Here is a 22,775-nt window from a genome sequence, read left to right on the forward strand (position 1 = left end):
GCCCGGTCGCGGCGAGTGCCGCCCCCGCGACGGACCCGGGCGCACGGCGCCCCGTACCTGACGGGGCGCCAACTGTCGTACGGGCGGAGCGGGGCGGTCTCGCCGCCCCGCTCACCGCCCGCGGGGGCCCGCCGGAGGAGCCGAGTCCGCGGTCCGTCCCGGAACCGTCACCGAGCCGCCTCCCGGAGGCGGGCGAACTCCTCGGCCATCGTCGCCGTCGTCCAGTGGGCGTTGAGACCGCTCGGGTTGGGCAGTGCCCAGATCCGGGTGGACCCGATCGTGCGGTCCTGCGGCCCGATCGTCGCCTTCGGCTCCCCGAAGGCCGTGCGGTACGCGGTGACGCCGACGACCGCGAGCCAGCGCGGTTCGAGGCGTTCCACCTTCTCCACGAGCAGCCGCCCGCCCTCGCGGTACTCCTCGCGGCTCAGCTCGTCGGCCCGTGCGGTCGCCCGCGCCACCACGTTCGTGATGCCGAGTCCGTACGTGAGGAGTTCTTCCTGCTCGTCCGGCCGCAGCCGCCTCGGTGTGAACCCGGACAGGTGCAGCACCGGCCAGAAGCGGTTGCCCGGGCGGGCGAAGTGGTGGCCCGTCGCCGCCGTCATCAGCCCCGGATTGATCCCGCAGAAGAGGACGGAAAGGCCGCTCGCGACCACGTCGGGAACGACGCGGTCGCGAGCGGCCTCCAGCTCCTGCTGGGTGAACCGGGGGGTCCGGGTCAGAGGATCGCCCCGGGGGTGTAGGCGGCGGCCTCCGGGTGCTGCTTGAGGATCTCCTCGATGCGGGAGACCACGGAAGCGACCTGGTCGGCGGCGGCGCCCGTGAAGGACAGCTTGTCCGCCATCAGCTCGTCGAGCTGCGCCCGGTCCAGCGGGATCCGCTCGTCGGCGGCCAGCTTGTCGAGGAGCTCGTTGCGCTCGGCGCCCTGCTCGCGCATGGCGAGGGCGGAGGCGACGGCGTTCTCCTTGATGGCCTCGTGGGCGACCTCGCGGCCCACGCCGGCGCGGACGGCGCCCATGAGGACCTTGGTGGTCGCCAGGAAGGGCAGGTAGCGGTCGAGCTCGCGGGCGACGACGGCCGGGAAGGCGCCGAACTCGTCGAGCACGGTGAGGAAGGTCTCCAGCAGGCCGTCGAGCGCGAAGAAGGCGTCCGGCAGCGCGACCCGGCGGACCACGGAGCAGGACACGTCGCCCTCGTTCCACTGGTCGCCCGCCAGCTCACCGGTCATCGAGGCGTAGCCGCGCAGGATGACCATGAGGCCGTTGACGCGCTCGCAGGAGCGGGTGTTCATCTTGTGCGGCATCGCCGAGGAGCCGACCTGGCCGGGCTTGAAGCCCTCGGTGACCAGCTCGTGGCCCGCCATCAGGCGGATCGTCTTGGCGATCGAGGACGGGGCGGCGGCCAGCTGCACCAGCGAGGTGACCACGTCGTAGTCGAGCGAGCGCGGGTAGACCTGGCCGACCGAGGTGAAGGCGTGCGCGAAGCCGAGGTGACCGGCGATCCGCTGCTCCAGCTCCGCCAGCTTGCCGGCGTCGCCGCCGAGCAGGTCCAGCATGTCCTGCGCGGTGCCGACCGGGCCCTTGATGCCGCGCAGCGGGTAGCGGCCGAGCAGCTCCTCCAGACGGGCGTACGCGACGAGCAGCTCGTCCGCCGCCGTCGCGAAACGCTTGCCGAGGGTGGTCGCCTGGGCGGCGACGTTGTGCGAGCGGCCGGCCATGACCAGCTCCGCGTACTCGGCGGAGAGCTTGCCGAGCCGGGCGAGGACGGCGACCGTGCGGTCCCGCATCAGCTCCAGGGAGAGCCGGATCTGCAGCTGCTCGACGTTCTCGGTGAGGTCGCGCGAGGTCATGCCCTTGTGGACGTGCTCGTGGCCGGCGAGGGCGTTGAACTCCTCGATGCGGGCCTTCACGTCGTGCCGGGTGACCTTCTCGCGCTCGGCGATGGAGCCGAGGTCGACCTGGTCGAGGACGCGCTCGTAGTCGGCGAGGGCGGCGTCCGGAACCTCGATCCCGAGGTCCTTCTGCGCACGCAGCACGGCGAGCCACAGCTGACGCTCCAGCTTCACCTTCTGCTCGGGGGACCAGAGGACGGCGAGCTCCGCGGAGGCGTAGCGGCCGGCCAGAACGTTGGGGATGCGGGGCTTCGCAGTCACAGCAGTCACGTGGACAGAGTTTACTGGTGGTTTCTGCAGGCCAGCGCCACGGTCCGGTGTGGAGCTTGCTACGAGACGCAGGTCACGCGCGCGCGTGGGCGCCCCCGCTACGCGCCGGCCGGGGGCTCGTACGGCAGCAGCTCGGGACGCTTGGGCGGGCGGCCGTCCCCCGAGGAGCGGCCGGTCAGACGCCGTCCGATCCAGGGACCGAGGTGCTCCCTGGCGAAGCGGGCGTCCGCGATCCGGCGGCTCGCCCAGCCCGGTCGTACGGCCGGGGGCAGCGGCGTGCGCCAGTCCTCCTCGGGCGCCAGGCCGAGCGCCTGCCACACGGCCTCGGCGACCCGCCGGTGCCCGTCGGCCGTCAGGTGGAGCCGGTCCACGTCCCACAGCCGGGGGTCGCCGAGCGACGGGGCGCCGTACAGGTCGACGACCAGGGCGCCGTGCTCGGCGGCGAGCGTGTCGATGTGGGCGAACAGCTCCTCCATCCGGGGGCGGAAGCGCTCCATGACCGGGCCGTTGCGGCCGGGGCTGCGCATGAGGACCAGCTGCCCGCAGGAAGGTGTGAGGCGTTCCACTGCCTCGGTGAGCAGGTCCCGCACCCGGACCATGTCGACCTTGGGGCGCAGGGTGTCGTTGAGGCCCCCCACCAGGGTCACCACATCGGCCTTCATGCTTGCGGCCAGGCCGACTTGCTCGTCGACGATCTGACCGATGAGCTTGCCGCGCACGGCGAGGTTCGCGTAGCGGAAGCCGGGGGAGCGGGTGGCGAGACGGCCCGCGAGGACGTCGGCCCAGCCCCGGTAGGAGCCGTCGGGCTTCAGGTCCGACATACCCTCGGTGAAGCTGTCCCCGACGGCGACGAGACTGTTGTACGTGGCATTGATCTCCATGGCGGAGTGATCATACCGCGCGGTATGCGCGGGACGCCGAGGAGAACCCGGGAGGGGAAATCCGATGAGCGACGCGCTGCTGAGCGCCCTGGCCGAGTCCCTGGCCGAGCTGGTGACGGCGGTCGAGACCTCCGACGACGAGGTCCTCGACCCCGACACGGCCGTGAAGTGGTTGGAGAGCACCGGGCACACCCTGCGCGCACTCGGCCCCGCCGACCGCCGCGCCCTCGACGGGCTGTTCCGCGAGACCGCGCTGCGGCGGCCCCCCGGCCCCTGGCGCGAGGAGCTCCTGAAGGTCTCCGAGGGCTTCGGTCTGACCGAGGACGCCCACGCCGAGACCTGTGAGGCCGCCCTGGACCACGCCCGGCGCTTCGCCGCGACCGTCCGCGACGCCGACCCCGCGACCCCCGTCCCGACCTGCCCCGGCTGGACCCTGGCGGACCTGACGCGGCACCTGGGCACCGTCCACCACTGGGCCGAACACCTCGTGCGCACCCGGCCGGCCGCCCGGGTCCTCGCCCACGACGTCCCCCTCGACCTGCCGGCCGACCCCGCGGCGTACGCCGACCGGCTCGCCGCCGCGGCGGAGCGGTTCGCCGCCACCGCGCGCGAGGCCGACCCGGACGCCCCGGTCTGGTCGCCCGGCGCCGACCCGCACGTCCGTCACTACCCGCGCCACGTGCTCTTCGAGACCCTGGTGCACCTCGCCGACGCCGAACTCGCCGTCGCCGGGACGACGGGGCCCCTCGACCCCGGTACGGCGGCGGACGCCCTCGACCACTTCCTCGGGAACGCCCCGTACGTCCCCTGGATCGCCGAACCGCTCGCCCATCTCGACCGGGACGGCGCCGTTCTGCGCCTCGGCGCCCGCGACACCGGCACCGTCTGGACCCTCGTCCTCGGCGGGGGCGGCTTCACCTGGAGCCGGGAGAGCCAGGAGAGCCGAGCGAACCGGGAGAGCCGGGGGAGCGGCGCCGCGGAGCCGACCGCCTCCGTCGAGGCGGACACCGGGGAGCTGCTGCTGCTCCTCCACCGCCGGTACGACGCCGACGACCCGCGCTTCAGCCACAGCGGCGACCGGGACCTGCTCGACGACTGGCTCGCCGCCACCGCGCTCTGACACGCCCGGGGCCCCGGGAAGCGATTCCCGGGGCCCCTCTCAGGCCTGAGACCGGTCAGGACGCCGCCGGGCGTCCCACCAGCTCGCGCAGCACGTCCTCCATCGTCACCAGGCCGGCCGGCTTGCCGTCCTCGTCGAGCACGGCCGCCAGGTGCGTCCGGCTGCGGCGCATCGCGGTGAGGACGTCGTCCAGCGGCGTCGCCGCCCGGACGCGGGCGATCGGCCGCAGCGCCGTCACCGGGAACGGCAGATCGCGCGGGGTGGCGTCCAGGGCGTCCTTGACGTGCAGATAGCCCAGGATGAGGCGCTCGGAGTCGACGACCGGGAAGCGGGAGTACCCCGTCCGCGCCGCCAGCGCCTCCAGCTCCTCCGGAGTGGTGCCGACCTGCGCGTACACCACCTTCTCCGCCGGCATGACGACGTCCCGCACGGGACGCCGGCCCAGCTCCAGGGCGTCGTGCAGCCGCTCGGCCGCCCGGTCGTCCAGGAGACCCGCGTCGCCCGCGTCGGTGACCATCCGGGCCAGCTCGTCGTCCGAGAAGGTCGCGGAGACCTCGTCCTTGGCGTCCACCCGAAGCAGTTTGAGCAGCGCGTTGGCGAAGGCGTTGATCGCGAAGATCACCGGCCGCAGCGCCCGCGCGAGCGTCACCAGGGGCGGCCCGAGGAGCAGTGCGGAGCGCGTCGGCTCGGCGAGCGCGATGTTCTTCGGCACCATCTCGCCCAGCAGCATGTGCAGATACGTCGCCAGGGCCAGCGCGATCGCGAACGAGATCGTGGCGGCCACGCCGTGCGGCACGCCGACCGCGTCGAAGACCGGTTCCAGCAGGTGCTCGATGGCCGGCTCGGCGACGATGCCGAGCACCAGGGTGCACAGGGTGATGCCGAGCTGCGCCGCAGCGAGCATCGCGGAGACGTGCTCCAGGCCCCAGATGACGCTGCGCGCCCGCCGGTTCCCGGAGTCGGCCAGGGGCTCGATCTGGCTGCGGCGGACCGAGATCAGGGCGAACTCGGCGCCGACGAAGAAGGCGTTGACGACCAGCGTGAGCAGACCGATCAGCAGCTGGATCGCGATCATCGGCCGGCCTCCCCGGACTCGTCGTCGATGTCGTGCGCGGGGGCGTGCAGCAGCACGCGCGCGGCGCGCCGGCCCGAGGCGTCGACGACATCGAGGCGCCAGCCGGCCAGGTCCACGCGGTCGCCGGAGGCGGGGATGCGGCCCAGCTCCGTCGCGAGGACGCCCGCGAGCGTCTCGTACGGGCCGTCCGGCACGTGCAGGCCGATCGCGGCCAGCTGGTCCGTACGGGCCGCGCCGTCGGCGGACCACAGCTCGCGGCCGTCCGCGTCCTCGCCCGCCCGGGCCAGGTCCGGCGTCTCGTGCGGGTCGTGCTCGTCGCGGACCTCGCCGACGACCTCCTCGACGATGTCCTCCAGGGTGACGACCCCGGCCGTGCCGCCGTACTCGTCGATGACGACGGCCATCGTCTGCTTGCCCGACAGACGGTCGAGCAGCCGGTCCACGGTGAGCGTCTCGGGGACGAGCAGCGGCTCGCGCAGCATCTCGCCGATCCGGCGTCGGGGCCGCTCCGCGGCCGGTATCGCGAGCACGTCCTTGATGTGGGCGATGCCGACGACCGCGTCGAGGCTGCCCCGGTAGACGGGGAAGCGGGACAGGCCGGTCGCGCGGGTCGCGTTGGCGACGTCCTCGGCGGTGGCCTGCACCTCCAGGGCGGTGACCTGCACGCGGGGCGTCATCACGTTCTCGGCGGTCAGTTCCGCCAGGTTGAGGGTACGGACGAACAGCTCGGCCGTGTCCGCCTCCAGGGCGCCCTCCTTCGCGGAGTGCCGGGCGAGCGCCACCAGCTCCTGCGGGGAGCGCGCGGAGGCCAGCTCCTCGGTCGGCTCCAGGCCGAGGCGGCGCAGGATCCGGTTCGCGGTGTTGTTGAGATGACTGATGAACGGCTTGAAGGCGGCCGTGAACACGCGCTGCGGGGTGCCCACCACCTTCGCGACGGCGAGCGGCGAGGAGATCGCCCAGTTCTTGGGGACCAGCTCGCCGACGACCATCAGGACGACGGTCGACAGGGCGGTGCCCAGGACGAGGGCGACCGAGGAGGCCACCGAGGGCGAGAGGCCGAGCGCCTCGACGGGGCCGCGGATCAGCTTGGCGATCGAGGGCTCGGAGAGCATGCCGACGACCAGGTTGGTCACGGTGATGCCCAGCTGCGCCCCGGAGAGCTGGAAGGTGAGCGAGCGGACGGCCTTGAGCGCGCCCGCCGCCCCCCGCTCGCCGCGCTCCACGGCGGCTTCGAGCTCGCCGCGCTCGACCGTGGTCAGCGAGAACTCGGCCGCGACGAACGCGCCGCACGCGAGCGCGAGCAGGAGTGCCACCACGAGCAGAAGCACTTCGGTCATCGGTTCACCTCCGTCCCATGATCAGTCAGGGGGAGAGGGATCGCTCGATGTCGTCGGTCGGAACCAGTGCTACTGGGAGGCTCGCCCATGGGCGGACGCTCACACCTTTCGGTCGGCGGGACGGGAGGACACCATGGTAAAGGACCGGCAAAGCGGGAGGGTGATCACCCCGGCGATCACCCCGCGGCCGGGGTCGCGAGCGGCTTCACCCAGCGGCGCCAGCGCTCCTCGCGTCGGTACCCGGCGGCCGTCCACAGCGCCCGGCCCGTCTCGTTCGCCTCCAGGACCATGGCGTCGGCACGCCGTCCGCCGAGCGCGCGGAACCTCTCCTCGGCCGCGCGCAGGAGCGCGGTGGAAATGCCGCGGCGGCGGTACGAGGGCAGGACGGCGAGCCGGTAGAGGGAGGCGCGCCAGCCGTCCCAGCCGGCGATCACGGAGCCGACGATCACGCCGTCGGCGAGGGCGAGGATCAGGGCGTCGGGGTCGCGCTCCACCAGCCGGGTCACCCCGTTCACGTCGTCCGAGACGGACGTGCCCTCGGCCGACTCCTTCCAGAAGACCAGGACGGCCTCGACGTCGTCGGGAGCGGCCGGACGTATCTGCAGATCGATCATGGCCGGATCCCATCACGCGGGGCGGCGACACCGCCAGGCATCACCGCCGGGCCGTCCCCAGCACGCAGGGGGAGGACGGCAGCCGCGGACCCTGCTCCGGGACGTCGAAGGAGCGGTACGAGACGAGGTCGAAACCGGCCGCCTCGATCGCAGCGAGCGGGGTACGAGAGGTGTGGCAGCCGCCGAAGAGCAACGGCCAGACCGTCCGGTCGAGGCCCCGCTGCACCCGTGCGAGCCCGGGCGTGTCCGCCGCCCCGTGCTCGAAGAACCGCAGCTCGCCGCCGGGACGCAGGACCCGACGCAGCTCGGTGAGGACTTCCGGCACGTCCCGTACGGTGCACAGCACCAGCGAGGCCACCGCCGCGTCGAAGGAGCCGTCCGGTCCCGGCAGCGCCTCGGCCGTGCCCGGCAGCACGGTCACCGGGACGGCCGCCCGGCGCGCGGCCTCCTCGGCGAGCCGGCGCAGATGCGGCTCCGGCTCGACGGCGACGACCTCGGTGACCCCGGCCGGGTAGTGCGCGAAGTTCAGACCGTTCCCCGCCCCGATCTCGACGACCCGGCCGGAAAGCCCGGCGAGCAGCTCCGTCCGCAGGGCGGCGAGCCCGCCCCGCGTGTCGGCCGACTCGCTGAACCGGGCGTAGAAGCGGGCGAACAGCGGATGGTGGACGCGAGGGGCCCGGGGCGCCGGGCGCTGCGGAGTCACCGGAGCCGCCCTCAGCCCGTCACGAAGCAGAACTCGTTGCCCTCCGGGTCCCGCATGACCTGGAAGGAACCCTGCTCGTCGGTGACGAGCCCGCCGACCGCGACCGCCCCGAGGGGCACCGCCTCCCCGGCCGCCCGCGCCGGATCGGCCACCTCCAGGTCGAGGTGGACCCGGTTCTTCACGGCCTTGCCCTCCGGCACCCGCTGGAAGGCGATCCGGACGAACTCCGGCGGATCCACGTACGACCAGTCGGCGCTCCGGTCGACGGGTTCGCCGCCGAGGAGCCCGGCCCAGAAACGGACCTGCGCCGCCGGAGCGGCGCAGTCGAAGACGATCTCCTGAACGTGTGCGCGCATACGGTCAGCCTACGGAGAGCGGTGCCGCGTGCGCCTCCGTGAACGCCTCCGCGTCCCACGCGCCGCCGAGCTCCGGCCCCAGCCAGCCGCCCGCGGCCGCCCGGAACTCCGCCGGGTCGAGCGCGCCCGAACCCTCCGGCACGGCTCCGAGCAGCGGAGCGCCCGCCGCCTCCGGCAGGTCCGCGAGGTTGCAGCGCGCCGCGAGGTCCGGGGCGGCCGGCCAGCTGCCGACGACCACGCCGAGCTGCTCGATCCCGCGCGCCCGCAGCGCCTCGGCCGTCAGGGTCGTCGAGTTGAGCGTCCCCAGACCGGCCGGCGCCACGACCAGGACCGGAGCGCCGAGCAGCGCGGCCGCGTCGGCGAGCGTGCCGCCCTCCTCGTCGAAGCGGACGAGGAGCCCGCCGGCGCCCTCCACGAGCACCAGGTCGTGGTCCTCGGCCAGCTTCCGGGCGGCCTCGGCGACCTCCCGGGGCCCGACCGGGGCGAGCCCGGCCCGCCGGGCGGCCGTCCCGGGGGCCAGTGGCTCCGGGAAACGGCCGAGCTCGGCGGAGGCCGCGGCGCCCGAGAGGCGTACGACCTCGTCCGCGTCGCCCTGCTCGTCGGGGCCGAGGCCGGTCTGGGCGGGCTTGAGGACGGCGACGGACCTCCCCGCGGTGGTGGCGACGGCGGCGACGGCCGCGGTGACGATGGTCTTGCCGATCTCCGTGCCGGTGCCGGTGACCACGATGACGGTCATGAACGTGTCCTTTCTTGCAGGTGTGCGGGTCCGGTGGTTCAGGCAACGGGGGCGGAGGCGCCCGCAAGGCGCCGTCCCGTTGTGCCCACCCGTTCCGCCCTGCGGAACGATTGCCCACAACGGGGGTCAGCCCCGCCACAACGGGGGATCAGCCCGCCTGCGCCGCTGCCCGTACCGCCGTGCAGATGCGGGTCAGGTCCTCGTCGCCCGTCACGTACGGCGGCATCGTGTAGATCAGGTCGCGGAACGGGCGCAGCCACACGCCCTCCCGGACCGCCGCGCGCGTGGCCGCCGCCATGTCGACCTCGTGGTCGAGCTGGACGACGCCGATCGCGCCCAGCACCCGCACCTCGCGGACGCCCGGGAGGTCGGCCGCCGGGGCGAGCCCGTCCCGCAGGCCCGCCTCGATCCGCTTGACCTCGACCTGCCAGTCCTGGGAGAGCAGCAGGTCGATCGAGGCGAGGGCGACCGCCGACGCCAGCGGGTTCCCCATGAAGGTCGGCCCGTGCGCCAGGACCGGGACCTCGCCGCGCGAGATCCCGTCGGCGACGCGGCTCGTGCAGAGCGTCGCCGCCATCGACAGATAGCCGCCGGTCAGCGCCTTGCCCACGCACATCACATCGGGGGAGACCCCGGCCTGGTCGGCGGCGAACAGCGTGCCCGTCCGCCCGAACCCGGTCGCGATCTCGTCGAAGACGAGCAGCACGTCGTGCGCGTCGCAGGCCTCGCGCAGCACCCGCAGATACGCCGGGTCGTGGAAGCGCATGCCGCCCGCGCCCTGCACGACCGGCTCCACGACCACCGCGGCCAGCTCGTGCGCGTGCTCGGCGATCCGGGTCCGCAGCAGCTCCGCGTACGACTCCTCGTACGCGGCCGGCGGCGCGTCCGTGAACACCTGCCGCTGGAGCACCCCCGACCACAGCTCGTGCATCCCGCCCTGCGGGTCGCACACGGACATCGGCTGCCAGGTGTCCCCGTGGTAGCCGCCGCGCCAGGTGAGGAGCCGCTGCTTTTCGGGGCGGCCCAGGGAACGCCAGTACTGCAGGCACATCTTGGCCGCGACCTCGACGGAGACCGAGCCCGAGTCGCTGAGGAAGACGTGCCGCAGCGGCTCCGGGGTGATCTCCACGAGCCGGGCGGCGAGCCGGACGGCCGGCTCGTGGGTGAGCCCGCCGAACATGACGTGGCTCATCTTCTCCAGCTGGCCGCGCACCGCCTCGTTGAGCACGGGGTGGTTGTAGCCGTGGACCGCCGACCACCACGAGGACATGCCGTCGACCAACTCGGCCTGCCCCTCGACGGGTTCGGCGAGCCGGAGCCGCACACCGGACGCGGACGCGACGACCAGCGGCTCCGCCCGGCCCGGCATGGGGCCGTACGGATGCCAGACGTGCGCCCGGTCCAGGGCGAGGAGCTCGTCGTTACGCATTCGGCGCGAGGTCCGTGCCGGCGCCCCGGCGGCGCACGGCCACCAGGTCGGTGCGGGCCTCGTCGGCGGTGCGCACCGGAGCCGCGGAGGGCGCCGCGTGACCGCCGCACGGGCCGCAGCCGCCAGCCTCCTCGGTGTGAGAACCACAGCCGGCCGAGGACTCCGACCCGCAGCCCGTCGAGGCCTTCGAGCCGCAGCCGCCCGTCGCGCCCGCCGCAGCGAGCGCGTCCGCGCGGTGCTTCGGGAGGGTGGTCGTGCCCGCGCCCTCCACCTCGAAGCCCGCGTCCGCGATCATGTCCAGGTCGGCCTGGCCGGCCTGGCCCTCGCTGGTCAGGTAGTCGCCGAGGAAGATCGAGTTCGCGATGTTCAGCGCCAGCGGCTGCATCGACCGCAGGTGCACCTCACGGCCGCCGGCGATCCGCACCTCGACGTCGGGGCAGACGAACCGGACCATCGCGAGGATCCGCAGGCAGCGCTGCGGGGTGAGGTTCCACTCCTTGGCGAGCGGGGTGCCCTCGAACGGGATCAGGAAGTTGACCGGCACCGAGTCCGAGTCCAGCTCGCGCAGCGCGTAGACGACGTCGACCAGGTCCTCGTCGCTCTCGCCCATGCCCGCGATCAGACCCGAGCAGGCCGACAGACCGGCGGCGTGCGCCTTCTGCACGGTGTCCACGCGGTCCGCGTAGGTGTGGGTCTTGGTGATGTCCCCGTACGTCGCCTCGGACGTGTTCAGGTTGTGGTTGTACGCGTCGGCGCCGGCCTCACGCAGCCGCTCCGCCTGGCCGTCCGAGAGCAGACCGAGGCAGGCGCACACCTCGACGCCCTCGTTCTGCTCCTTGATCGCCTCGATCGTCTTCCCGACGCGCTCCACGTCCCGGTCCGTCGGACCGCGGCCGCTGGCCACCAGGCAGACCCGCTTGGCGCCGCCCGCGACACCCGCCGCCGCGGCCTGCGAGGCCTCGTCCGGCTTCAGCCAGGTGTACTTGAGGATCTCCGCCTTCGAGCCGAGCCGCTGCGAGCAGTACGAGCAGTCCTCGGGACAGAGACCGGACTTCAGGTTGACCAGGTAGTTCAGCTTCACCCGGCGCCCGAACCACTGACGGCGCACCTTGCCGGCCGCCGCCACCACATCGAGCAGTTCGTCGTCGGAGGTCGCCAGCACGGCGAGCGCTTCTTCACGGGTCGGCAGCTCGCGCCGCAGCCCCTTCTCCACCAGCGTGTTCAGCAGGTCCATAACCGCAGATCCTTGCCTACCGCCCACCCCCGGGCCAAGGAGGAACCGAACAAACGCCCCCGATCGAGGTGTGTGGATGACCACATCCCGACCTCGGCGTCCTGCGGTTAGGGTCTGTGCGCTGCCTACAAAAGGATCGCCGCATGCCACGGGACGACGACGCACGGGCCGCGGACCCGCGCCGCACCGCCTTCGACTGGACCGACGCCGAGGCGCGCCGCCGGGCCGAGGCCGGTCTCGTCCGGACGCTGCGGCCCCGGGCGGCCGAGTCGGACCTCCTGGACCTGGCGGGCAACGACTACCTCGGCCTCACCCGCCGCGCCGAGGTCACCGAGGCGGCGGCAGAGGCGGCCAGGCGCTGGGGCGCCGGCTCCACCGGCTCGCGGCTCGTCACCGGCACCACCCGGCTGCACACCCGTCTGGAGCGCGAACTCGCCGAGTTCTGCGGCTTCGAGGCGGCCCTCGTCTTCTCCTCCGGCTACACCGCGAACCTCGCCGCGCTCACCGCGCTCGGCGGCCGGGACTCCCTGATCGTCTCCGACGCCTCCAACCACGCCTCGATCGTGGACGGCTGCCGCCTCGCGCGCGCCGAGACCGCCGTCGTCCCGCACACCGACGCCGAGGCCGTCGCCAAGACCCTGGACGCGCACCCGGGACGCCGGGCCCTGGTCGTCAGCGACTCCGTCTTCTCCGTCGACGGCGACAAGGCCCCGCTCCCCGAGCTCGCCGACGCCTGCCGCGCGCACGGCGCCGGGCTGGTCGTCGACGACGCCCACGGCTTCGGCGTCCTCGGCGACGGCGGCCGGGGCGCCCTGCACGAGGCAGGGCTCTCGGGCGACGAGGACGTCGTCGCCACCCTCACCCTCTCCAAGTCCCTCGGCAGCCAGGGCGGCGCCGTCCTCGGCCCGGCCCGGGTGATCGAGCACCTGGTGAACGCGGCCCGCACCTTCATCTTCGACACCGGCCTCGCCCCGGCCGCCGCGGGCGGAGCGCTCGCGAGCCTGCGCCTGATCGCGGCCGAACCGGGCCTCGCCGCACGGGCCCGTGCCGTCGCCGGGGCGCTGCACCGGCTGCTCACGGAGGCCGGGCTCACCTCCGCCCGGCCCGACGCGGCCGTCGTCTCGGTCCACGCGCCCTCCCCGGAGGCGGCGCTGCGCTGGGCGGCGGACTGCCGCGAACAGGGCCTCGCCGTCGGCTGTTTCCGGCCCCCGTCCGTCCCCGACGGCATCTCGCGGCTGCGCCTCACGGCCCGGGCCGATCTGACGGACGCGGAGATCGAACGTGCGGTGGAGACGATCCTGCGGACCGCGCCGTCGGTCTGACGACCCGTCGGGAGGTCCAAGGACGTTCTCCGGCAGCAGAGTTCACCGCTTCGGGCGACAGATGGGGACATATCTTGGTGGAACGCCTGCCGGGGCGGCACGATCGGTGGGACTCTGACGCGTAGCGCGATCCGGGGCCGAAGCCCCGGCGGGAAAGGGACAGCGTCGCCATGGCAGACCACCAGGAAGCATCCGTCACGCTGCCGAGCGATCCCGCGTCGGTCCCCACCGCCCGGCGGTACGTCGCGGAGGTCCTCGACGGGTGGGGCCTCGACGGTGCCGACGAGCTGGCGGACGCGATCCGCCTGATGGTCTCGGAACTGGCCACCAACGCCGTCCTGCACACCTTCGGGCAGTCGCCCACCTTCACGGTCGACGTCCGCCTGGAGCGCGAGGAGCGCCTCCACATCGGCGTCACCGACAGCCACCCGCGCTGGCCGCGCCGTCTTCCGGCGGCGGTCCAGCAGGACAACGGCCGGGGCATGGTCATCATCCGCTCCCTGGCGGCGGAGGCGGGCGGCCGGCTCTCGGTCACTCCGACCGAGGAGGGCGGCAAGACGGTCTGGATCACGCTCCCGTGGGCCCGGACGGCCGCCTCGTACGTCTGAGGCCGTCCTCGTACGGCCACGGGCCGATCCGAAGACAGGCCCTGGGGCGTCTTTCCCCGGCGCAGGGGTGCGGCGGCGCCACCGCACCCCCGGGGCGGGGTCACGGGCCCCCGAGGCCCGAGACCGGGTCAGTGCCCGGCGGGCGTCATCATCGGACGCGGCCGTAGTAGACCTTCGACGTCCAGATCTTGTCGAGCTTCACCCAGGATCCCGTCTTGGGCGAGTGCCAGATCCTGCCGCTGCCGGCGTAGATGCCCACGTGGTAGACCCTCCCGCCGGAGTGGAAGAAGACCAGGTCCCCCTGCTGTCTGCTGGACGCGGAGACGTGCCGGGTGCTGTTGTACTGCTGCTGCGCGGTGCGAGGCAGCGACTTGCCCGCCTTCTTGTACGCGTAGAGCGTCAGACCGGAGCAGTCGAACCGTGAGGGTCCGGCGCTCCCGTACCGGTAGGGGGCTCCCTTCTTGGACGCGGCGACGCTCAGTGCCTTGTTCGCGTAGGTGGTCGCTGCCTGGGCCTCGGGTGCCGCACCCGGTGCGAGCATCGTGCCGCCGACGGCGGCGAGGGTGAGAGCCGAGACGGCTCCGGCCCGGGACAGCAGGGACGGGACGTGCATCTGCGCAGTCATGCGCAACCCTTCGTCAGCCGCCTGCGAAGGATGACCTGTCGGGTTCGGGCTGGCGAAGATGCCCGGCCGCGGCTGCGGCTTCACCCCAAGGGACGGCCCCGCTGCGGAAACAGCGCGTACGTCCCGTACTGCTCGGGTCCTCCACTCCTGCCGATCCACTCCTGTCGACCAGACGTCCGGGACGGCGGCAGGACTCGGCGTCCGCCCGGACCGCCCCGCCTCGGATGGCGGGGGCTTGTCGTCGACAGGGATCTTGACCTACACCCAGGGCGAAATCCGAGCTGAAACGGCCATATGTGAGGCTCCTCACGACTGATCCATTCGGGTGGACAGGGTGCTTTCGTGATCGTCGGAGGTTTGGCCCACGAGCCCCGCACCAGCGGTGGAACGTCCCATTCCGCCAGATGCGTACACCTGTTGCGCAACTCACCCCGCACATATGTCGACTCGTCGACTACGCCGAACGAGGGAGCGATCCTGCGCCGCGTGTCGGCCGTACGGACCTCGACACGACATGCCGGAATGTCAACTCGCCCGTGCGCGGGGCACGGTGACGCGGTCGGCGCGGCGCTCACCGTCCAACACCCGCAGGGCGCGCGCCAGGGTGTCCGCGTGCACCTCGCTCTCGCCCCGCATATGCATGACCGTCAGGGCCTCGCGCAGCGCCTCCGCGCGTCCCACCAGCGCTTGTGCCGCCCGCAGTGCCCCATAGGTATGCGTACCCCTGGATGGGTTGATCTTCCCCAGAAGGTCGACGACTTCGAGGTACGCGTCGATCAACTCGCCCTCGGCCCGCGTCAGTGCGGGCAGCGGCGGCAGCTCGGGCACCACGGCCGGCTCACCGCGTCGCGCCGGCGTCGCGCCGGCTCGTGATCACGTGGTCCACCAGCCCGTACGCGACGGCCGCGGGCGCGTCCAGGACGGTGAGGCGGTCGAGGTCGGCGTCGATCCGGTCCCGGCTCTGCCCGGTGTACTCGGTGAGCATCCCGGCCGTCAGGGCGCGCAGCCGGAGCAGCTCGCGCGCGTGGATGTCGAGGTCGCTCGGCTGCCCCTGGAGGGGTTCGTCCATGGCCGGCTGCCGGAGGGTGATCCGGGCGCCGGGGAGGACGTGCCGCTTGCCGGGGGTGCCGGCGGCGAGCAGGACGGCGGCGGTGGACGCGGCCTGGCCCAGGCAGGTGGTCTCCACGTCGCAGGCGAGCGTCCGCATCGTGTCGTGAATGGCGGTCATGGCGCTGATCGAGCCGCCGGGGGAGTTGATGTAGAGCGCGATGTCCTGATCCGGGGCCGCGTATTCGAGGTGCAGGAACTGGGCGATGACGTCGTTGGCCGAGGTCTCGTCGATCGGGGTGCCGAGGAAGACGATCCGGGATTCGAGGAGCTTCGAGTACGGGTCGAGGGTCCGGGTTCCGAAGCTCGTCCGCTCCGTGAACTCGGGCAGGACATGACGGGCGTCCATGGCTGAGCACCTCCAGCTGTCTGTAAAAAATGTACAGGACGTACAGGCCGTAAGATGGGGAGCATGACCTACGAGATCCCGGTGACGCAAGCGCGGGCTGAGCTGGCCGACCTCATCAACCGCGTCGTCTACGGAGGGGAGCGCGTCGTCGTCACCCGCCACGGGAAGCCGCTCGTCGCCCTGGTCTCCGCCGCTGACCTGGAAGAACTCGAGGCGGCTGAGAAGCCCGCCGACGAGCAGGTGGTCAGCTCGCTCTCCGGGCTGCACCCGGTCGACTCCGCTCCCGGCGAACAGCGCCGCTTCGGCATCGCCGCCCACCACCGCGATCCCGGCTCTTCCTGACGGCGGACGCGCGGAGCGGCGCGGCCCCACGTCAGGGGCGGCGCTGATCCACGCCTGCGGGCAGCGTCGATCCACGCGAAGGGCGGTACTGGCCCACGCGCGCGACAGCGTCGATCCACGCGAGGGGCGGTACTGGCCCACGCGCGCGGGCAGCGTTGAGCCACGCGCGCGGGGGCGTGGGCTCCCGCGCGGGCGCCGCTGGCCTCACGCGCGCGGGCAGCGCGAAAAGCCGCGTGCCCCCGTCCGCTACAGCGGGGGCACGCGGCCGTCTTCGGCTGGGGCCTCAGCCCACCGGCACCGGGGCCTGCGCCGGCGCGGGAACCGCTTCCGCCCGGCGGCGCCCCGCGCCGAACGCGGTCGCGGCCAGCCCGGCCACGGCCCAGAGGGAGAGGACGAGCAGCGGGCGGCCCGCCGCCGCGCCGTCGAAGGCGGACACCGACCGGAGGGCCGAGCCCCCGGCGCCCGGCGGCAGCCACTGGCCGAGCGCGCCCACCCCCGTGGGTAGCAGCTCCGGCGCGCTCGACATCCCCGAGAAGGCGTTGCCGAAGAGGATCGTCAGGGCGGCTCCGAGCCCGAAGCCGGGCTTGCCGAGCAGGGTGGCGAGCCCCGCGAAGGCAGAGCCGATGGCCAGGACCGTCAGGCCGAGGACCCCGGCCTCGGCCCACCAGTCGCCGGTCAGCGCGCCGAGCCAGCTGTCGGCGAGCGCCGCGCCCACGACTCCGGCGAGCGCCGCCGCGCCCACCAGGGTCGCGACCGCCCCGGCCCCGCGCAGCCCCAGCAGGACGGTGGCGGCCCCCGTGGCCGCCCCGACCAGGGCGAGGGGCAGCAGGCTCGCGCCGAGCACGGCGCCGCGCGGGTCGCCCGCCGGTGCGGCGACCACGTCCGTGACCCGGACCGGTGCCCCTGCCGGGGCCTGCGCGGTCACGGCCTCGCGCAGCAGCCCGGCCACCACGGGGCTCGCCGCCGAGGCGGTGAGCAGTTCCGTACCGCTCGGGGTGACGACCACCGCGCCGTACACGTCACGGTCCTCGATCGCGGCCCGGGCGGCCTCGGCGTCCGCGTAGCGGTGGATCTCGAAGGCGCCCTCGTGCCGTTCGAGTCCCCGCTGGACCGCGTCGGCCGCGGCGGCGGGTCCGGCCACTCCGACGGGCAGGTCGCGGGGTGCGATGCGCGCGGCGGGCCAGGCGAAGATCGAGAGGGCGAGGGCGGCGACGACCGGTATCAGCACGAGCACGGCGAGGGTTCTGCGTCCGGCGGCCGACGCGGTGGTGGCGACGGGCATGGCGGCCTCGATTCAAAGCGAAGGATCGTTCGTTTTACGTGGGCTCAGCGTGCGCCGCCGCCCGGAAGTTGTCAAGAACGAATATTCGTTTTAGGTTCGGTCCCATGGCACGTGTCTCCCAGGAACACCTCGACGCCCGGCGCCGCCAGATCCTCGACGGCGCCGCGCGCTGCTTCGCCCGCAACGGCTTCCACGCCACGTCCATGCAGGACGTGCTCGCCGAGGTGGGCCTGTCCGCGGGCGCGGTCTACCGCTACTTCCGCGGCAAGGAGGAGCTGATCGGGGCCATCGCGACCGAGGCCTTCGCCGGCATCCGGGGTGCCTTCGAGGAGGCCTCCCGTGCCACTCCGCCGCCCACCCCCGACGTCCTCCTCGGCGCGGTGCTGCGGCTCTTCCTGGAGGAGCGGGTCGAAGGCGCGGACCGGCAGGCCTTCGCGCGGCTGATCATCCAGGTGTGGACCGAGACCCTGCGCAACGAGGAGCTGGCCGAGACCCTCTCCGAGGGCTACCGGGGGATGCGGGTCGCCTGGACGAGGCTGGTGACCGCCTACCGCGACAACGGCCTCCTGCGCGCCGACGTCCCCGCCGACCACGTGGCCCGCACCCTCATCGCCACCGCTCAGGGCTTCATCGCCCAGCAGGCGCTCTTCGGCGACGTGACCGCCGAGGTCCTGCAGGACGGGTTGCGTGGCTTGATGTCGATGTCCGCGCCCGGGGACGCCGAACCGATCCGATGATCATGAGAATGCAAAGCCGGTGTTAACGGGCCGGAAAAACTTCCGCCCTAACGTGCAATGTCTGGCAGCGCACCGCATCTCCGCAGTTCAACAGAGTGTTGACGGTCGGTAGGGTCCGCAGCTGTCCGGGTCAGATCCGGTCGACGACTGTGAGGTGGAAGAGTGCAACTGAGCCCGCATGAGCAGGAACGCCTGCTCATTCATGTGGCGGCCGATGTGGCCGAGAAGCGTCGGGCCCGCGGAGTGCGGCTCAACCATCCCGAGGCCGTCGCGCTGATCACCTCCCACATCCTGGAAGGCGCCCGGGACGGCCGGACGGTCGCCGAGCTGATGGCCTCCGGACGCAAGGTGCTCACCCGCGACGAGGTCATGGACGGCATCCCGGAGATGATCCACGACGTCCAGGTCGAGGCCACCTTCCCGGACGGCACCAAGCTCGTCACCGTCCACGACCCCATCGTCTGAACGGGCGGCCGCCGATGATCCCCGGAGAGATCCTGTACGCGGACGGACCCGTCGCCCTCAACGAGGGACGCCCCGTCACCCGCCTCACCGTGCTCAACGCCGCCGACCGGCCCGTCCAGGTCGGCTCCCACTACCACTTCGCCGAGGTCAACCCCGGCCTCGACTTCGACCGCGCCGCCGCCCGAGGGCAGCGGCTGCACATCGCCGCCGGGACCGCCGTCCGCTTCGAGCCCGGCATCCCCGTCGAGGTCGAACTGGTCCCGATCGCCGGCCGCCGGATCGTGCCCGGCCTGCGCGGCGAGACCGCCGGCCCCCTCGACACCCCCGCACACGACAAGGACGGCGACCGTGCCTGACCTCCACCGCGCCGTCTACGCCGACCTGTTCGGCCCCACCACCGGCGACCGCGTGCGCCTCGCCGACACCGACCTCCTCGTCGAGATCGAGGAGGACCGCTGTGGCGGGCCCGGCCGCGCCGGCGAGGAAGCCGTCTTCGGCGGCGGCAAGGTCGTCCGCGAGTCCATGGGCCAGGCCCGCACCACCCGTGCCGAGGGTGCCCCCGACACCGTCATCACCGGCGCCGTCGTCATCGACCACTGGGGTGTCGTCAAGGCGGACATCGGCATCCGGGACGGCCGGATCACCGCGCTGGGCAAGGCCGGCAACCCCGACACCATGGACGGCGTCCACCCCGACCTCGTCATCGGCCCCGAGACCGAGATCATCGTCGGCAACGGCCGCATCGTCACCGCGGGCGCCGTCGACACCCACGTCCACTTCATCTCGCCGACCGTCGTCGAGCAGGCCCTCGCCACCGGAGTCACCACCCTCGTCGGCGGCGGCACCGGCCCGGCCGAGGGCACCAAGGCGACCACGATCACGCCCGGCCCCTGGCACATGGCCCGGATGTTCGAGGCGCTGGACACCTTCCCCGTCAACATCGGCCTGCTCGGCAAGGGCAACACCATGTCCCGGGAGGCGATGCACTCCCAGCTGCGCGGCGGCGCCCTCGGCTTCAAGATCCACGAGGACTGGGGCGCCACCCCCGCCGTCATCGACGCCTGCCTGAGCGTGTGCGAGGAGACCGGAGCCCAGCTCGCCATCCACACCGACACCCTGAACGAGGCGGGCTTCGTCGGCGACACCCTCGCCGCCATCGCCGGCCGCACGATCCACGCGTACCACACCGAGGGCGCCGGCGGCGGGCACGCCCCCGACATCATCACCGTCGTCTCCGAGCCGTACGTCCTGCCCAGCTCCACCAACCCGACCCGGCCGCACACCGTCAACACCATCGAGGAACACCTCGACATGCTGATGGTCTGCCACCACCTCAACCCGGCCGTCCCCGAGGACCTCGCCTTCGCCGAGTCCCGCATCCGGCCCTCCACCATCGCCGCCGAGGACGTCCTCCACGACCTCGGGGCCATCTCGATCATCTCGTCCGACTCCCAGGCCATGGGCCGGATCGGCGAGGTGATCATGCGGACCTGGCAGACCGCCCACGTCATGAAGAAGCGCCGCGGCGCCCTGCCCGGCGACGGCCGCGCCGACAACCACCGAGCCCGCCGCTACGTCGCCAAGTACACGATCAACCCGGCCGTCGCCCAGGGCATGGACCACCTCATCGGCTCGGTCGAGCCCGGCAAGCTCGCCGACCTGGTCCTCTGGGAGCCCGCCTTCTTCGGCGTGAAGCCGCTCGTCGTCGTCAAGGGCGGCCAGATCGCGTACGCGCAGATGGGCGACGCCAACGCCTCCATCCCCACCCCACAGCCCGTGCTGCCCCGCCCGATGTTCGGCGCGCTCGGCCGGGCCGCCGCGGCCGGTTCGGTCAACTTCGTCGCCCAGGCGGCGATCGAGGACGACCTGCCGCAGAAGCTCGGACTGCACAAGGAGTTCACCGCCATCGGCTCCACCCGGCGGGTGACCAAGGCCGACATGCGCGAGAACGACGCCATGCCCCGGGTCGAGGTCGACGCCGACACCTTCTCGGTGACCATCGACGGCGAGACCGTCGAACCGGCGCCCGCCGTCGAACTGCCCATGGCCCAGCGTTACTTCCTCTTCTGATGACACTCTCCGCACTCCTGGTGCTCGCCGACGGGCGCTTCCCCGCCGGCGGGCACGCCCACTCCGGCGGCGCCGAGGCCGCCGTCAGGGCGGGCCGCATCAAGGACGCCGCCGACCTGGAGTCCTTCTGTCGGGGACGCCTGCACACCACGGGCCTCACCTCGGCCGCGCTCGCCGCCGGAGCCGCGCACGGACTCGACCCGTACGAGCTCGACGCGGCGGCCGACGCCCGCACGCCCTCGGCGGCCCTGCGCGCCGCCGCCCGCAAGCTCGGCCGCCAGCTGATGCGGGCCGCCCGCGCCACCTGGCCGAGCCCCGAACTCGACGCGCTGGCCGCCGCGTTCCCCCGCGGCGCCCACCAGCCCGTCGTCCTCGGCACCGCAGCACGGGCCGCCGGACTCGGCCCCGAGGAGGCGGCGCACTGCGTCGCGTACGAGACGGTCGGCGGTCCGGCGACCGCGGTCGTCCGCCTCCTCAGCCTCGACCCCTACCAGGCCACCGCCGTCCTCGCCCGCCTCGCACCCGAGATGGACCAGGTGGTCGAGCGCGCCGCCGCGGCCGCCCGACAGGGCGTCGTCGACGCGCTGCCCGCCGCCTCCGCGCCGCTGCTCGACCTCACCGCCGAACAGCACGCGGCCTGGCCCGTCCGCCTCTTCGCGTCCTGAGCACCACCTCGCACACCCGGGAGCCCGCCATGCACCTCGACCACGCCCACACCCACCACGGCGCCGTCTCCGCCGACGCCCACCGCCCCGACGGCACCCGCCGAGCCCTGCGCATCGGACTCGGCGGACCCGTCGGCTCCGGCAAGACCGCCACCGTCGCCGCCCTCTGCCGGGAGCTGCGCGACACCCTCTCCCTCGCGGTCGTCACCAACGACATCTACACCCGCGAGGACGCCGAGTTCCTGCTCCGCAACGCCGTCCTGCCGCCCGAGCGCATCCAGGCCGTGGAGACCGGAGCCTGCCCGCACACCGCCATCCGCGACGACATCTCCGCCAACCTCGAAGCCGTCGAGGAGCTCGAGGACGGCGTCGGCCCCCTCGACCTCGTCCTCGTCGAATCCGGCGGCGACAACCTCACCGCCACCTTCTCCAAGGGGCTCGTCGACGCCCAGATCTTCGTCATCGACGTGGCCGGCGGCGACGACATCCCCCGCAAGGGCGGCCCCGGCGTCACCACCGCCGACCTCCTCGTGATCAACAAGACCGACCTCGCCCCGTACGTCGGCTCCGACCTGGAGCGGATGGCCCGCGACGCCAAGGAGCAGCGCGGCGAGCTGCCCGTCGCCTTCACCTCCCTGCGCGGCGAGAACGGCGTCGCGCCCGTCGCCGACTGGGTCCGGGCACAGCTCGCGGCGTGGACCGCGTGAGCCTGCGCGCCACCGCCCGGATCGCCGCGGACGCCGACGGCGGACTGCCGCTCCTGGTGAGCGACGGCCCCCTCGCCCTGCGCCGCACCCGGGCCGCCGGACCGTACACCCGGGTCACCGTCGTCGGCGCGATGAGCGCCCCGCTCGGCGGTGACCGGCTCGCGATCGAGACCGAGGTACGGGACGGGGCCCGGCTCCTGGTCGACTCGGCCGCCGCCACCCTCGCCCTGCCAGGCCGGAGCGCCGACCCCGCCGCGTACGACGTGCGGATCGCCGTCGGCGACGGAGCGGTGCTCCGCTGGCTGCCCGAGCAGCTCGTCTCCGCGACCGGCTCGCACCTGCGGATGCGCACCACCGTCGACCTCGCCCCCACGGCGCGGCTCGTCCTCCGGGAGGAACAGGTCCTCGGTCGGCACGGCGAACCGCCCGGCACCCTCGTCACCCGCCTCACCGTCCGCCGCGCCGGCCGCCCCCTGTTCGACCAGGAGCTCGCCTTCGGCCCCGGCGCGCCCGGCGGCTGGGACGGGGGCGCGGTCCTCGGCGGGCACCGGGCCACCGGCCAACTCCTCGTCGTCGATCCGGCGTTCGCCGACAAGCCGGTGGAGGCACGGCTGTACGGGGAGAACGCCGTGGTCAGCCCGCTCGCCGGCCCCGCCGTCCTCGCCACCGCCGTCGCCCCCGACGCCCTCGCGCTGCGTCGGCTCCTCGATGAGGCTTTGTCCGAACTCGCCCCGTTCTGACCCTTCCTCGAAGTCGTACCGCTCAGCGGTACACCACTCACCGGTTATTGGTTCGGCAAAGAAACACGTGTACGCCCTTACATCCTGAGCCCCGGTGACGAAAGGATCCCCCG

Annotated in this window: 26 protein-coding genes and 1 riboswitch; of the genes, 11 read left to right on the plus strand and 15 right to left on the minus strand. The window is 73.3% G+C overall.

The window, feature by feature from the left end; all coding sequences use genetic code 11:
- Positions 1-167: 167 nt before the first annotated feature.
- The 3 genes from mug to BLW86_RS32075 all read right to left on the minus strand — a co-directional run bounded on the left by mug (position 168) and on the right by BLW86_RS32075 (position 3,039).
- The gene (gene mug / locus BLW86_RS32065) at positions 168-653 is read right to left on the minus strand and encodes a G/U mismatch-specific DNA glycosylase (RefSeq protein WP_093877259.1); all 486 of its coding nucleotides are present in this window, start codon (positions 651-653) and stop codon (positions 168-170) included.
- A 62-nt stretch (positions 654-715) separates the two neighbouring features.
- On the minus strand, positions 716-2,158 hold the full coding sequence (gene purB / locus BLW86_RS32070) for an adenylosuccinate lyase (RefSeq protein WP_177181809.1): 1,443 nt from the start codon (positions 2,156-2,158) through the stop codon (positions 716-718).
- A gap of 98 nt (positions 2,159-2,256) precedes the next feature.
- On the minus strand, positions 2,257-3,039 hold the full coding sequence (locus tag BLW86_RS32075; RefSeq protein WP_093877261.1) for an SGNH/GDSL hydrolase family protein: 783 nt from the start codon (positions 3,037-3,039) through the stop codon (positions 2,257-2,259).
- Between the two features lie 64 nt (positions 3,040-3,103).
- Here BLW86_RS32075 and BLW86_RS32080 point away from each other — a divergent pair, with 64 nt between their 5' ends.
- Complete coding sequence (locus tag BLW86_RS32080; RefSeq protein ID WP_093877262.1) at positions 3,104-4,159, plus strand: maleylpyruvate isomerase N-terminal domain-containing protein; 1,056 nt, start codon at positions 3,104-3,106, stop codon at positions 4,157-4,159.
- Between the two features lie 55 nt (positions 4,160-4,214).
- On the opposite strand, the gene BLW86_RS32085 is transcribed toward BLW86_RS32080, so the two are convergent.
- The 8 genes from BLW86_RS32085 to bioB all read right to left on the minus strand — a co-directional run bounded on the left by BLW86_RS32085 (position 4,215) and on the right by bioB (position 11,643).
- Positions 4,215-5,234, minus strand: coding sequence for a hemolysin family protein (locus BLW86_RS32085; RefSeq protein WP_093877263.1), 1,020 nt, complete (start codon positions 5,232-5,234; stop codon positions 4,215-4,217).
- Positions 5,231-6,571, minus strand: a complete 1,341-nt coding sequence (locus tag BLW86_RS32090) for a hemolysin family protein (protein WP_093877264.1) — start codon at positions 6,569-6,571, stop codon at positions 5,231-5,233. Before BLW86_RS32090 ends, BLW86_RS32085 begins: the two co-directional genes overlap by 4 nt.
- A 176-nt stretch (positions 6,572-6,747) precedes the next feature.
- Positions 6,748-7,185: a GNAT family N-acetyltransferase gene (locus BLW86_RS32095; protein WP_093877265.1), complete on the minus strand. Its 438-nt coding sequence runs from the start codon at positions 7,183-7,185 to the stop codon at positions 6,748-6,750.
- A 40-nt stretch (positions 7,186-7,225) separates the two neighbouring features.
- Positions 7,226-7,888, minus strand: coding sequence for a class I SAM-dependent methyltransferase (locus BLW86_RS32100; RefSeq protein ID WP_093877266.1), 663 nt, complete (start codon positions 7,886-7,888; stop codon positions 7,226-7,228).
- A gap of 11 nt (positions 7,889-7,899) precedes the next feature.
- Complete coding sequence (locus BLW86_RS32105; RefSeq protein ID WP_093877267.1) at positions 7,900-8,244, minus strand: VOC family protein; 345 nt, start codon at positions 8,242-8,244, stop codon at positions 7,900-7,902.
- Positions 8,245-8,248: 4 nt separating this feature from the next.
- The gene (gene bioD, locus BLW86_RS32110; protein WP_093877268.1) at positions 8,249-8,980 is read right to left on the minus strand and encodes a dethiobiotin synthase; all 732 of its coding nucleotides are present in this window, start codon (positions 8,978-8,980) and stop codon (positions 8,249-8,251) included.
- Between the two features lie 148 nt (positions 8,981-9,128).
- Complete coding sequence (locus BLW86_RS32115; protein WP_093877269.1) at positions 9,129-10,409, minus strand: adenosylmethionine--8-amino-7-oxononanoate transaminase; 1,281 nt, start codon at positions 10,407-10,409, stop codon at positions 9,129-9,131.
- Complete coding sequence (bioB, locus tag BLW86_RS32120) at positions 10,402-11,643, minus strand: biotin synthase BioB (RefSeq protein WP_093877270.1); 1,242 nt, start codon at positions 11,641-11,643, stop codon at positions 10,402-10,404. The genes BLW86_RS32115 and bioB overlap by 8 nt, the downstream gene beginning before the upstream one ends.
- A 143-nt stretch (positions 11,644-11,786) precedes the next feature.
- Between bioB and BLW86_RS32125 the strand changes: the two genes are divergently transcribed.
- The gene (locus BLW86_RS32125; protein ID WP_093877271.1) at positions 11,787-12,965 is read left to right on the plus strand and encodes an 8-amino-7-oxononanoate synthase; all 1,179 of its coding nucleotides are present in this window, start codon (positions 11,787-11,789) and stop codon (positions 12,963-12,965) included.
- 170 nt (positions 12,966-13,135) lie between these two features.
- The gene (locus tag BLW86_RS32130; protein ID WP_093877272.1) at positions 13,136-13,573 is read left to right on the plus strand and encodes an ATP-binding protein; all 438 of its coding nucleotides are present in this window, start codon (positions 13,136-13,138) and stop codon (positions 13,571-13,573) included.
- A gap of 148 nt (positions 13,574-13,721) precedes the next feature.
- On the opposite strand, the gene BLW86_RS32135 is transcribed toward BLW86_RS32130, so the two are convergent.
- The 3 genes from BLW86_RS32135 to BLW86_RS32145 form a co-directional block, all read right to left on the minus strand.
- Complete coding sequence (locus BLW86_RS32135) at positions 13,722-14,198, minus strand: C40 family peptidase (protein WP_093877273.1); 477 nt, start codon at positions 14,196-14,198, stop codon at positions 13,722-13,724.
- 3 nt (positions 14,199-14,201) lie between these two features.
- Positions 14,202-14,323: riboswitch (cyclic di-AMP (ydaO/yuaA leader) on the minus strand.
- 400 nt (positions 14,324-14,723) lie between these two features.
- Positions 14,724-15,029 carry a hypothetical protein gene (locus tag BLW86_RS32140; RefSeq protein WP_093877274.1) on the minus strand — a complete coding sequence of 102 codons (306 nt, stop codon included), beginning with the start codon at positions 15,027-15,029 and terminating at the stop codon, positions 14,724-14,726.
- Between the two features lie 7 nt (positions 15,030-15,036).
- Positions 15,037-15,654: an ATP-dependent Clp protease proteolytic subunit gene (locus BLW86_RS32145; RefSeq protein WP_093877275.1), complete on the minus strand. Its 618-nt coding sequence runs from the start codon at positions 15,652-15,654 to the stop codon at positions 15,037-15,039.
- Positions 15,655-15,717: 63 nt separating this feature from the next.
- On the opposite strand from BLW86_RS32145, the gene BLW86_RS32150 reads away from it, so the two are divergent.
- Positions 15,718-15,996 carry a type II toxin-antitoxin system Phd/YefM family antitoxin gene (locus BLW86_RS32150; protein ID WP_093877276.1) on the plus strand — a complete coding sequence of 93 codons (279 nt, stop codon included), beginning with the start codon at positions 15,718-15,720 and terminating at the stop codon, positions 15,994-15,996.
- Between the two features lie 283 nt (positions 15,997-16,279).
- Here the strand turns inward: BLW86_RS32150 and BLW86_RS32155 are convergent, their stop codons facing one another.
- Positions 16,280-17,278, minus strand: a complete 999-nt coding sequence (locus BLW86_RS32155) for a hypothetical protein (RefSeq protein WP_093877277.1) — start codon at positions 17,276-17,278, stop codon at positions 16,280-16,282.
- A gap of 104 nt (positions 17,279-17,382) precedes the next feature.
- Here BLW86_RS32155 and BLW86_RS32160 point away from each other — a divergent pair, with 104 nt between their 5' ends.
- From BLW86_RS32160 to BLW86_RS32190, 7 genes are all read left to right on the plus strand, one after another.
- The gene (locus BLW86_RS32160; protein ID WP_093877278.1) at positions 17,383-18,015 is read left to right on the plus strand and encodes a TetR/AcrR family transcriptional regulator; all 633 of its coding nucleotides are present in this window, start codon (positions 17,383-17,385) and stop codon (positions 18,013-18,015) included.
- Positions 18,016-18,177: 162 nt separating this feature from the next.
- Positions 18,178-18,480, plus strand: a complete 303-nt coding sequence (locus BLW86_RS32165; protein ID WP_030686168.1) for an urease subunit gamma — start codon at positions 18,178-18,180, stop codon at positions 18,478-18,480.
- Positions 18,481-18,494: 14 nt separating this feature from the next.
- Complete coding sequence (locus BLW86_RS32170; protein WP_093877279.1) at positions 18,495-18,836, plus strand: urease subunit beta; 342 nt, start codon at positions 18,495-18,497, stop codon at positions 18,834-18,836.
- Positions 18,829-20,550 carry an urease subunit alpha gene (locus BLW86_RS32175; protein WP_093877280.1) on the plus strand — a complete coding sequence of 574 codons (1,722 nt, stop codon included), beginning with the start codon at positions 18,829-18,831 and terminating at the stop codon, positions 20,548-20,550. Before BLW86_RS32170 ends, BLW86_RS32175 begins: the two co-directional genes overlap by 8 nt.
- Complete coding sequence (locus tag BLW86_RS32180; protein ID WP_093877281.1) at positions 20,550-21,215, plus strand: urease accessory protein UreF; 666 nt, start codon at positions 20,550-20,552, stop codon at positions 21,213-21,215. Before BLW86_RS32175 ends, BLW86_RS32180 begins: the two co-directional genes overlap by 1 nt.
- 29 nt (positions 21,216-21,244) lie before the next feature.
- On the plus strand, positions 21,245-21,922 hold the full coding sequence (gene ureG, locus BLW86_RS32185) for an urease accessory protein UreG (protein WP_093877282.1): 678 nt from the start codon (positions 21,245-21,247) through the stop codon (positions 21,920-21,922).
- Positions 21,919-22,662, plus strand: a complete 744-nt coding sequence (locus BLW86_RS32190; RefSeq protein WP_093878978.1) for an urease accessory protein UreD — start codon at positions 21,919-21,921, stop codon at positions 22,660-22,662. The genes ureG and BLW86_RS32190 overlap by 4 nt, the downstream gene beginning before the upstream one ends.
- Positions 22,663-22,775 lie beyond the last annotated feature (113 nt).

The organism is Streptomyces sp. TLI_105 (assembly GCF_900105415.1).
Classification (GTDB): domain Bacteria; phylum Actinomycetota; class Actinomycetes; order Streptomycetales; family Streptomycetaceae; genus Streptomyces.

Excerpts from the sequence above, each read along its gene's own strand:
- BLW86_RS32095 (WP_093877265.1), bottom strand. The coding sequence starts at position 7,185 with ATGATCGATCTGCAGATACGTCCGGCCGCTCCCGACGACGTCGAGGCC.
- BLW86_RS32080 (WP_093877262.1), top strand. The coding sequence starts at position 3,104 with ATGAGCGACGCGCTGCTGAGCGCCCTGGCCGAGTCCCTGGCCGAGCTG.
- BLW86_RS32090 (WP_093877264.1), bottom strand. The coding sequence starts at position 6,571 with ATGACCGAAGTGCTTCTGCTCGTGGTGGCACTCCTGCTCGCGCTCGCG.
- ureG (WP_093877282.1), top strand. The coding sequence starts at position 21,245 with ATGCACCTCGACCACGCCCACACCCACCACGGCGCCGTCTCCGCCGAC.
- BLW86_RS32105 (WP_093877267.1), bottom strand. The coding sequence starts at position 8,244 with ATGCGCGCACACGTTCAGGAGATCGTCTTCGACTGCGCCGCTCCGGCG.
- BLW86_RS32075 (WP_093877261.1), bottom strand. The coding sequence starts at position 3,039 with ATGGAGATCAATGCCACGTACAACAGTCTCGTCGCCGTCGGGGACAGC.
- BLW86_RS32160 (WP_093877278.1), top strand. The coding sequence starts at position 17,383 with ATGGCACGTGTCTCCCAGGAACACCTCGACGCCCGGCGCCGCCAGATC.
- BLW86_RS32180 (WP_093877281.1), top strand. The coding sequence starts at position 20,550 with ATGACACTCTCCGCACTCCTGGTGCTCGCCGACGGGCGCTTCCCCGCC.
- BLW86_RS32145 (WP_093877275.1), bottom strand. The coding sequence starts at position 15,654 with ATGGACGCCCGTCATGTCCTGCCCGAGTTCACGGAGCGGACGAGCTTC.
- BLW86_RS32085 (WP_093877263.1), bottom strand. The coding sequence starts at position 5,234 with ATGATCGCGATCCAGCTGCTGATCGGTCTGCTCACGCTGGTCGTCAAC.
- BLW86_RS32130 (WP_093877272.1), top strand. The coding sequence starts at position 13,136 with ATGGCAGACCACCAGGAAGCATCCGTCACGCTGCCGAGCGATCCCGCG.
- bioD (WP_093877268.1), bottom strand. The coding sequence starts at position 8,980 with ATGACCGTCATCGTGGTCACCGGCACCGGCACGGAGATCGGCAAGACC.
- BLW86_RS32125 (WP_093877271.1), top strand. The coding sequence starts at position 11,787 with ATGCCACGGGACGACGACGCACGGGCCGCGGACCCGCGCCGCACCGCC.
- bioB (WP_093877270.1), bottom strand. The coding sequence starts at position 11,643 with ATGGACCTGCTGAACACGCTGGTGGAGAAGGGGCTGCGGCGCGAGCTG.
- BLW86_RS32115 (WP_093877269.1), bottom strand. The coding sequence starts at position 10,409 with ATGCGTAACGACGAGCTCCTCGCCCTGGACCGGGCGCACGTCTGGCAT.
- BLW86_RS32135 (WP_093877273.1), bottom strand. The coding sequence starts at position 14,198 with ATGACTGCGCAGATGCACGTCCCGTCCCTGCTGTCCCGGGCCGGAGCC.
- BLW86_RS32155 (WP_093877277.1), bottom strand. The coding sequence starts at position 17,278 with ATGCCCGTCGCCACCACCGCGTCGGCCGCCGGACGCAGAACCCTCGCC.
- BLW86_RS32150 (WP_093877276.1), top strand. The coding sequence starts at position 15,718 with ATGACCTACGAGATCCCGGTGACGCAAGCGCGGGCTGAGCTGGCCGAC.
- BLW86_RS32170 (WP_093877279.1), top strand. The coding sequence starts at position 18,495 with ATGATCCCCGGAGAGATCCTGTACGCGGACGGACCCGTCGCCCTCAAC.